Source organism: Mesorhizobium sp. M7A.F.Ca.AU.002.02.1.1 (genome assembly GCF_003998535.1).
Taxonomy (GTDB): domain Bacteria; phylum Pseudomonadota; class Alphaproteobacteria; order Rhizobiales; family Rhizobiaceae; genus Mesorhizobium; species Mesorhizobium ciceri.
Window position 1 is genome coordinate 1 of sequence record NZ_RZPB01001215.1, and the last position, 1,185, is coordinate 1,185.

General features: G+C 63.3%; 3 protein-coding genes. All 3 read right to left on the reverse strand.

Features of this window, described 5'->3' with window-relative positions:
- Positions 1-516 (reverse strand): tRNA-guanine transglycosylase (locus tag EN879_RS36575; RefSeq protein WP_127274749.1); only part of this gene is annotated, 516 nt, incomplete at its 3' end.
- Positions 509-778 (reverse strand): hypothetical protein, encoded by a 270-nt coding sequence (locus tag EN879_RS36580; RefSeq protein ID WP_013531822.1) that lies wholly within the window; start codon positions 776-778, stop codon positions 509-511. The genes EN879_RS36580 and EN879_RS36575, both read right to left, overlap by 8 nt.
- Positions 768-1,185 (reverse strand): S-adenosylmethionine:tRNA ribosyltransferase-isomerase (locus EN879_RS36585; protein ID WP_164774871.1); only part of this gene is annotated, 418 nt, incomplete at its 5' end. The genes EN879_RS36580 and EN879_RS36585, both read right to left, overlap by 11 nt.

The window sequence follows — 1,185 nt, forward strand, 5'->3', positions numbered from 1 at the left end:
GCGCTGGGCCGAGCGCTGCGACAGCTCCATGGCGCGCTCGATCTCCTTCATTTCGGCCGGCAGCGCCGTGCATTCGTCGAGCTGCATCTGGATATCGGAATCGAGCAGCCCCTGAATCTCGATCGACCGCTCCGGCGACATCTCGTAGGCGGCGCCATCGATATGCGAGCGGAAGGTGACGCCCTTTTCGGTCAGCTTTCTCAGCTTCGACAGCGACATGACCTGGAAACCGCCACTGTCGGTCAGGATCGGATGCGGCCAGCGGGCGAATTCATGCAAGCCGCCGAGCCGCGCCACACGCTCGGCGCCTGGCCGCAGCATCAGATGGTAGGTGTTGCCAAGGATGATGTCGGCGCCGACGCCGCGCACCTGGTCCATATACATCGTCTTGACGGTACCGCCGGTGCCGACCGGCATGAAGGCTGGCGTGCGGATTTCGCCGCGCGGCATGTCGATCACGCCGCGCCGCGCCTTGCCGTCGATTGCCAGAACCTTGAAGCTGAACTGCTTAGCCATTGAATTCCTTGTCGTGGACCGGGGCGTCCGGCGCCTGCTTGTCGAGCGACTGGCGGTAGTGGATGCAGCCGCGCATGAATTTTGGCCAGGGCGGCACGGCGATCGATGGTTCGGTTTTTTCCGGCAGCAGGTCCCACAGATCGGGGTGATGCCAGCACAATTCATGGCCGGTGGAATCGCGGTGCTGGCGAATGCCGGCGCGCAGTTTTTTCACTTCCGCGATCAGCGCATCGCGGTCAAAGGCTTGCAGATCATCGTCCATCGCTCGTCTCCGCTCGGAAAAGCAGGCTTGCGTCGCCATAGGAATAGAATCTGTAACGGTTCTCGATCGCATGGGCATAGGCCGCGCGCATCGTGTCGAGGCCGCTGAAGGCCGAAACCAGCATGAACAGAGTCGAGCGCGGCAGATGGAAATTGGTCATCAGCATGTCGGCGGTGCGAAAACAGTAGCCGGGCGTGATGAAGATATCGGTCGGGCCGGACCACGCAGCCAGAGTACCGTCCTCACGCGCCGCACTCTCCAGCAGACGCAGCGAGGTCGTGCCGACAGCAACGATGCGCCCGCCCCTTGCTCTTGCGGCATTCAGGGCGTCCGCAGTGGCTTCGCTGACCGACCCGGTCTCGGCATGCATCTTGCGGTCGTCGGCGTCGTCCGCCTTGACCGCCAGG